This is a genomic window from Jeotgalibaca caeni (assembly GCF_028863945.1).
GTDB classification, from domain to species: domain Bacteria; phylum Bacillota; class Bacilli; order Lactobacillales; family Aerococcaceae; genus Jeotgalibaca; species Jeotgalibaca caeni.
In genome coordinates this window covers 1-8,472 of sequence record NZ_JARBEA010000080.1, presented here as the reverse complement: position 1 = coordinate 8,472, position 8,472 = coordinate 1, and the positions used below count along the sequence as shown (strand labels likewise).

Here is an 8,472-nt window from a genome sequence, read left to right as displayed (position 1 = left end):
TTATTTTACCCTAAGCTGCTTGCGGAGCTATGTACTTTTGCGCTGCAATTGTATGTACGTTTATCTTGCCACAAACAGATTGTCTTGTTCTTCTCTCAAGAAGCTTGTTTTATCCTCAACATCTTCTGGATAGGCTAAGCTAAATTGTAATCTTGACCTTTGGCTATGATATAAAACCCCTAAATAAAGAAAATGAAGTTGGGACCTGGTTGTTGACATTAATTTCACGTTAAAAGGAAGACAACATTCATCCATATGATATCTGGCATAATCAGTTAGATTAATTTCACCATTAATTGTCTCATAAAGATATTTACTATCATTTTTAATTACATGTGATTCTACATAAACATAGTTTTCTCCAGATAATTTACGCCCTAATTCTTCTGAACTATCAAGTAGGTCTATAAAATCATCATATTTTAATGAAAATGTCTGATTTCGTTTTAAACTTCCTCGAGAAAATGCATAATCTTCAACATAACTTCCATCTACATAATTTAGTACGCCAATAGCTTCTTCATAACCTAGGTCAATGAGTCTTATTTTTGCTGTAACTATAGGTACATTAAAGTTTTGAGCAATCTGAAATATGGCCCAATGGATCTGGGCAACCTTTTTTTCTAATTCACTTTTTTCCTGTAAGTGTTGTAATTCTTTTATACTACCCAGCAAATCAGAAATATTTTGATGCTCTATTTGATATTCTTCAACTTTGGTTATGCAAACTTCTCTAGGCAGTAAGATACATGGAGCTAGACTCCGAGCATGTACTTCCATAAAAGCATTTTCTTGGTGAGTTTGATTAAAATTATGTAAGAATGTTTCTTCATCAATTTGCATATTGGAGTGAACTAATTCGCCAAACATTGCCGCTTTATAATGAAGAATCCAATGAATACATTCATGGATGATTGTATTGTTATATGCTCCCGTACCTTTTAATTCTTTTAGTCGGGGATCAATTACAACTGTTCCTTTTTCTATAGAAACAATTTCTTTAGGATAATGTTGGATTTCCATAGTCTCGACTTCACAGTCACGGAAATAAACTTGTCCATGAATGCTACAGTCTTCGCTAAGAACTAACTCTTTCACATCAAGTTTAATACGATGGGCAAAAGCTAATGGATTAATAGCTTTGCCATTTTCTAAAACTTCTGGATAAACTATCTTAAGAATTTCAGAGGCTATTTCATCATTTTGACCTTTATGTATAATAGGAACTAATTGATCATCAAGCGGATAAACGTGATCAACTTTTTCTGAGTATTTACCGTAGCTTAGAGCTCCCATTTCATGAAAATCTTCCCCGATTCTGAATTGTGTCTGCAAGTTAGCCCAAGGATGCCCAGTAAATCCATAGGAACCATCTTCCTCATAGACCGAAACTTGCCACCTTTGCCTAATTTGAATTGTTATATCTAATAAATAAGGACCAATATCATTGATAAATAACTTTATTATATCGAAATCAAGCAATTTAATATGGCCAATACTTTCATTCGGATAATGTAAGTCGGTCAATTCATTTAAATGGTTTGGAATATAGCTTTCCAACCAATCTTTTATTTCATCTGTATATTCAGTCTTAATTAGCTGTTTAAATGATAGCAAAAGAGCACCCCCTTCAAAAAAAGAACATACGTTCTCGTTTATATTCTAACACCTTTTAATATGGAGAACAACTTAAGTAAAATTAGAATAAATAATATAATACTCCTCTTAAGGTAGATTTTTCTTAAGCATCTACTGTAAAAGGAGTATTCATAACTTATCTAAAAATTGTTATAGTTTTGATATCATTTCGTCAACAGCTGTTTTAAACTCAGCCAGACGATGCTCTTCATTGAATAAAGGTAATCCAAGTACACGATACTTATTATTAAATGTATACTTATCATCTAACTTAGCGACAGATTCAATCTGGATAGAAAAATTATCTTTCCACTGATCATATTCTAATAAGTGGCTTCCTTTCGGTTCAGCATATACTTGACTAACTTCATAGCCAGAATCTCGATTACGTTTGATGAAAAGTAGAAAATCTGGTTCAAAACGTTCTCCATTTTCGAAACTATAAATTGCTAAATCTGCGATTCGTTCATTTCGAATAACATAATACTCCAATCCTTTTTCATCTAATCTAGGTGCAATATAAGTTTTGAAATAAACTATGAACTTCTTTTCTTCACTCGTACCATAATTATCTTCATAGACGTACCAATCTTCTTGTCTTAAATCAAGCCTTAATCGTTCATCTGACACATCTCTTTGAGAAACACCTATACCATCATTATTTTCATCAAATAAACTTCCCTGACCGCTATCCGATAATAAAATACTCTTATCTTTAATAACATTGCTTATAGCATTTGCTTTAAAAAATTCACTACCTTGATACTCTGGCTTTATATTAACAACAGTCTTAGCAATATTTTTAAAAATATCAATTAGCCCATTATATAAATCTCGGGTTGTATATTCCTCTGTATAGTAAACTAGTTCAAGTGTATTATTACCTAAGTAATCATCTCCAGTTAAAAACTGACGTAAACTTTTTAAATGCGGATATTTCTTCCTAAGTGAAGAAAATCTCAATGCAGGGTAGCGCTCACAAGCACCAACTAGTACGTTGTATGGAATCTCTGCAAATCTTAATTGTACAAACTTCTGGTTTATTTTAGTATGAGGAAGTTCTTTGATGCCACCTTCTAGCATGGTCGTAACTAAACCTGAATGTGACCGAAGTACTGCTCGGTGTGTTTCGAATTGTTGACTAGCATCAAGGCCTAGTACTTCTTGTCGATCTTTCAATATTCGTTCATTTGAAAACACCAACCCAGTGTTGAATAAATCAGACTCTCTGAAACTATCTTTTAAAATATACGTAATCTTACGTTTTTTATCATCTACCATGCCTGTGAAAATCAAAGCTTCCCGCAATTCTGAAATGTAGCGTGAATCATTGTTACTATGAAAGTACATTGTTTCCAAGTATCGAAATGGATTATCTATATCTTGATCATACTTCCGTTTATATCGTTCTTGGCCCTCTGTCACCTGGAATGGAAAATACCTAGCACCACGACCAATTAACTGCGCTTCCGATAAGGTGTACTTTTTAGATTGACGTTTATCGAACGCTCTAACAATATCGAATAAGTTTAACACATCCCAACCTTCGATCAGCATTTTCACTGTGAAAATTAAACGTAAAGAATTGTCCTTATCCTCCAATGAGTTTAACAAAACATGATTTTTCGGAGTATTTTCTGTCGTACTGTTAATGTTTAATGAATATTCTTTAGTCATTGACTTACGTAGGCTATTAGCAAGTAAGTTCAATGATGATTCTTTCTTTTTAAAATAATCAAGTGCTTCATGAAGCTCTGGGACATTTTGAATGCTATATAACTTCTGGAGCTCTTCTGCAGTGATTTTGTGGATGTTATCATGGAATTCTTCATAGAAAGTTTCCGATTCCTTCTTCGTATTAGATTGAATCATTATAACTGGCTTCACATTTTGACCAGCATCTGCAAACAAATACCGTCTAAATTCACTCATAATACAGGCAATAAGTGTTCGCGTCCAGATATCGGTACTTGTTGCAAAGTTATGGAATTCTTTCGTGAATCCACTCTCACGGAAATGCTTCAATGAATAGTCGTAGACAATCTTATCAAGATATTTGTTACGAATTGATTCTTCATTTAAGTCCACCGTAGCAGTAAATTCCAACATAATATTATTAATATTTGCATGAAAAGCCCGCCCTCGAATAGTTTGTTCCCAATTATTATCTATTTCCGCAGCGTCTCTCTTTTCAGTGGGGGTCCTTAAAGTTTGACGATTTAAATGATGGCTCTCATCTGCTAAAAATACTACCGGCGTACCTTCAAAGTCATCAATTGACATTAAATTTTCTCTAGGCATTGTAATATTATTGTGTAGACCATTCGTGGTTGAAAAATGGATATTAATCGCGTTTTCTTCTGGATTTAAGGCTGTAAACTTATCGACCTCACGAATAATAATCTTTTCACCTGAAATTGACAGTTCATTGGCAAAAAGATATTTGTTCGATTTCATATTCAAAAAGTTTTCTTTTGTTTTTTGTATAATATTATTCTGATCTACAACAAAAACATAATTACGATAACCTTTAGTATATAGGTAAAGAATTAATGCTGCCATAATAACAGTCTTACCTGAGCCGGTTGCCATATGGAAAAGTGTATCAATTTGCTTGTTATCACTTAACCCCGTTTCATAGTAGGTCACAAAGTAACGTAAAGCTTCTATCTGATACGGCCTTAAAGCAATATGATCGGCCAATCCTGCCTCAACAATCTCTGGTAACTGTTTCAGACCGATTGCTTCTTGTACGGCTAGAATTTTTTGATGAAGATACTGTTTATTATTCATGACTTCCACTACCTTCGTAGAATGATTTGCTGAAAGCTTTATCTTCTTCACTTACTTCGTATTCATCATCATCAATAGAAGAGTAATTAACATACAGCTTATTTTTATCAATTAGTCCTATCAGTACTTCCTTCTTATCTTCTAAAGTTAATTCGCTGAAGACCTTATCTGCTTTTTTTAAGTCTGAAGTCAAAATATAAGGGACGATTTGCTCGCTGTGATAAATAGTTTCTTTGATCCCTTGTATGGTGTCCTCATTAGCGGATATTATCATATCTATTAAACGTTGGCTGTCTTCCAAAAGTTCACAGTAAACAAAAGTACCACCACCCTGCCAATTGACGTCGACTGAAGTGGAAATTCCAGATTTATCACCTGAAATAACATTTTTAAGGCGTTGAACTGTAAGATTATTAATATAATTCATTTGTTCAATTCCTATGTATCTTCTATTTAATTTGTGACAAACAGACGCTGTAGTCCCAGAGCCTACAAAGAAATCTAAGACTAAATCTCCTCTGTTTGTTGATAATTCAATTATACGCTTTAAAAGCTGTTCCGGTTTCTTTCCAGCGGGAAATGAAATTCCTCCTTCATTTTGAGTATTATTAAAATTAATATCTACCCAAATGTCAGTTACCAACTTTGCAATAACCTCTTCCCCGTCAACATATTTGATATTATTATTTAAAAAACCAAGTCTTCTACCATTTAAAGCAAACTGTGGTTCATTGTTATTATCAAAATAACTAATAATTTCCCCTTGCTTTGAGATTGATTCTTCTTTAATAACTTTCGGAATAGAGCTTTTGGTTGTGTAAATCTTTTTTCTATTCTCAAAAACAAAGTTTAAAAAGAATTCGTCATTTATAGAATTTTCATCAATTTTGTAATCCTCAGGGATAATACCTTCTTGAATCATGTAATCTCTTAATGATAGTGTTTCGTATCCGTTATCGCCCTTATGCAAGATGGAGTTAAAGTGTGTATCCCACTTATCTTGCGCCATATATTGAGGATTTAAAATTATATTTGTACTGTTTTTATAAACCAAGATAGAATCTTTGGTTTTAATTATTGTTTTATCTTTGTGTGCTGTTTTATTTCCTGATGCTGTTGAAGATTGAACAGCGATACTGTTTACAAAGTTTTCTTCTCCAAATATTTTATCCATTAATACTTTTAAATAGTGTTCCTCATTTTTGTCTATTTGCACAAAAATAATGCCTGAACTTTTTAGTAATTTTTTGGCTATTTTTAACCTGTTTTGCATAAATGTGAGCCAAGTAGCTCGATTAAATCGATCATTATATTGAAAACTATCATTCAGAGTATTAAATGGCGGATCAATATAGATAAGCTTAACTTTCTCCTTATACCGCTCTAATAGACTGTTTAGTGCTGCATAATTATTTCCTTTAATGATTAAGTTATCGTTATCATCTAAGATAATATCATCTTCAGTACCTTCGGAGGTGTACCGCTTTGCATTAGCCAATACTTTAGGGGCTTTTAAGTTCGTAATTTGATCATAACCTAATATTTCATGATACATTATTTCTTGTCGTTTCTGATCATCTTTATCTTGACCTCCCACGACAATTGCGTCCTTATAAGGGAAGTCTAACACAACGTCAGTGCTCGCACTCAAAAACCTGCCACCCGTTGTTAAACCAATTTCAGAAGTGTAAGCCGTATAGCTATCTTCTAAAAACTCTTTTGAATTGACTACCCATTTTAACTTTTCTTGATTCAACACCCATGTATCTTCTATTTGGCTAAAGAATACCTTACAAGTGATCTCGTTATCTCTAAAAGCTTTAACTAAGAATGAATCAAGGTTACTGACTGCCTCTATTACTTTTGTCTTAAGTATCTCACCGTTCTCCCCAATATAAGCAGGATTTGAACGTAAAATATGCTCTATGGTTTCATGTAAATTCATAAGTTACAACTCCACTATCTGTAAAAAATATTTAATATACATTATCTAATTTACAATACATTATAAGTATTATTTATTTACTATTTTTATTATCATTTGACATTTTACCATTAATGTCAACCTTTATCGAATTATTTTTATCGTCCTGTTCCCACACACGTGCCCATCCTTTATAGCTCCAAACGAAAAATCAGACACTGATTTATCCCTAATTTCGTAAAAAGAGGTTTTTAGACGCTTTCATAAAGCCTACACCCCCCCTCTGTTAAGCGATTCTATTCTATTTCTTTTCCATCAATACTACACACTCAACATGTGTCGTATGAGGAAACTGGTCCACAGGCTGAACCGTAATTAACTCATAACCGAAATCCTTCAACCATATCAAGTCTTCCGCTAAGCTCTTCGGGCTACAAGAAACGTAGATAATTTTATCGGTACCGAAACGACCAATGCTTCGCATCACCTTCCCGCCGGCACCGCTTCTAGGCGGATCTAGAACCAGTAAATCTGGCTGTCCCCAGGTTTCTTTCAGTTCGATTAAACCAACTCTAGCATCGTTTACCATAAAGTACGTATTATCTAAGCCATTATCTTTGGCGTTGCGTCTCGCTGACAAGATGGAGTTTTCCACGATTTCAATTCCAGCTAATTCCTTGCTGCGCTTAGCAAAAGGAAGACTAAACGTTCCTACACCACAAAATAAATCGAGCACTCTCATCTCTTCATTCACATCAGCCATTTCTAAGGCTAACTCCACTAACTTCTCTGCCTGCACAGGGTTGGCTTGGAAGAATGTATCGGGCCAAATTCGGTACTTAAACCCATTCAATTCATCATTGATATAATCGCGACCATGCAAAATATGCGTTGCATCTGCTTGAATCCGCTCTACTGCGGCTGCATGTTCGATCCATTGCAAACTGACTAATTGATCAAACTGTGAGGTGAGTCTTTCCGTAAGGTCACTCACTGCCTCTGATAAAGTGCTCGGTGCCTCTACTGCATACAAAACTACCATCAGTTCACCTGTCGCAAAGGAAGTACGCATCAACAAATTACGCAACACCCCACTCTGCGTTGTCTTGTCATATCCAGGTAGTTGATAATCCTTCTGCCACTGGCTAATGACATGCTTCACCTCTACCATCACTTTAGGTGCCAAAATGGAATCTTCCAAATCAATGACGCGGCGGAAATTCCCTTGTTGGTGCATGCCGAGTTCTCCATTCGAACCGAATGTTAACTCCATTTTATTTCGGTAGCGGTTTGGCTCATCCATTCCGATAATAGGTTGGACCAAGGACGGATCAAATCCCGCCTCTTCTAGGTAGCCTTTTACCATGTCCATTTTATATTCCAATTGATTCGCATAGTGCATGTATTGAAGCGGCGTACCGCCTGAAACAGCTGTGTGGGTTGGGATTTCTAGATTCCTTGAAGGACCTGGTTTTATCAATTCATCATAGTCAACATAAGCCTTGTTGCGACCTTTCGCATTTTCAATCGTTACTCTTACTACATCACCCGGAACCACGTTTGTTACGTTGATATTCAGATGTTTCCCATTCGATCCTTTATCTGGCGGATGAATATAGCGGGCGTAACCGTACCCTTTCGGATCAATCCTCTCAATTGTTACTTCTAATACTTCAGTCGGATAAACCATCTTTTTCATTTTTTCACCTCAAAGTTTTACTTTGCCTATCGTACGAAAGACTTCTGGCAAAAATCATTCAAAATGTATTCGATACGATCATTATACTAAAGATGGGGGAAAGAAGTATACGAGTAAAACAAACCAAAAAACGCCACTTCTCTTGTCGAAATAGAAGGAATCAAGTCCAGAATACCCACAATATTCAAAACAAAGCTCATTATCCACAAGAATTCTACCAGATAGTCCTGCAGCGAAGCATTTTCTAGACCCAACCTGATACGAAAACTTTGTTTCCAATGGCAGTTCAATGAAGTAGCGACTCTTTTGACCCTTCACTTTAACGAACTAAAAAAATCCATAAAAACATACTAAGATTAGCAGGTAGAAACCCCGACGGGGGTTACTGCCTGCTATTTTCTTTTTTTGGGATATAGTA

General features: G+C 35.0%; 4 protein-coding genes. All 4 read right to left on the bottom strand.

Going from position 1 to position 8,472, the window contains the following annotated elements:
* Window positions 1-60 precede the first annotated feature (60 nt).
* The 4 genes from PVE40_RS11910 to rlmD all read right to left on the bottom strand — a co-directional run bounded on the left by PVE40_RS11910 (window position 61) and on the right by rlmD (window position 8,054).
* On the bottom strand, window positions 61-1,617 hold the full coding sequence (locus PVE40_RS11910) for a hypothetical protein (RefSeq protein ID WP_274732168.1): 1,557 nt from the start codon (window positions 1,615-1,617) through the stop codon (window positions 61-63).
* Window positions 1,618-1,788: 171 nt separating this feature from the next.
* Entirely contained in the window at window positions 1,789-4,431 is a 2,643-nt protein-coding gene (locus PVE40_RS11905; RefSeq protein ID WP_218930272.1) for a DEAD/DEAH box helicase family protein, read from the bottom strand.
* Window positions 4,424-6,376: a site-specific DNA-methyltransferase gene (locus PVE40_RS11900; protein ID WP_274732167.1), complete on the bottom strand. Its 1,953-nt coding sequence runs from the start codon at window positions 6,374-6,376 to the stop codon at window positions 4,424-4,426. Before PVE40_RS11900 ends, PVE40_RS11905 begins: the two co-directional genes overlap by 8 nt.
* A 280-nt stretch (window positions 6,377-6,656) precedes the next feature.
* Window positions 6,657-8,054: a 23S rRNA (uracil(1939)-C(5))-methyltransferase RlmD gene (gene rlmD / locus PVE40_RS11895; RefSeq protein ID WP_274732166.1), complete on the bottom strand. Its 1,398-nt coding sequence runs from the start codon at window positions 8,052-8,054 to the stop codon at window positions 6,657-6,659.
* Window positions 8,055-8,472 lie beyond the last annotated feature (418 nt).

Bases quoted from the DNA above. Each gene is read 5' to 3' on its own strand.
- rlmD (WP_274732166.1), bottom strand. From the start codon at position 8,054: ATGAAAAAGATGGTTTATCCGACTGAAGTATTAGAAGTAACAATTGAG.
- PVE40_RS11905 (WP_218930272.1), bottom strand. From the start codon at position 4,431: ATGAATAATAAACAGTATCTTCATCAAAAAATTCTAGCCGTACAAGAA.
- PVE40_RS11900 (WP_274732167.1), bottom strand. From the start codon at position 6,376: ATGAATTTACATGAAACCATAGAGCATATTTTACGTTCAAATCCTGCT.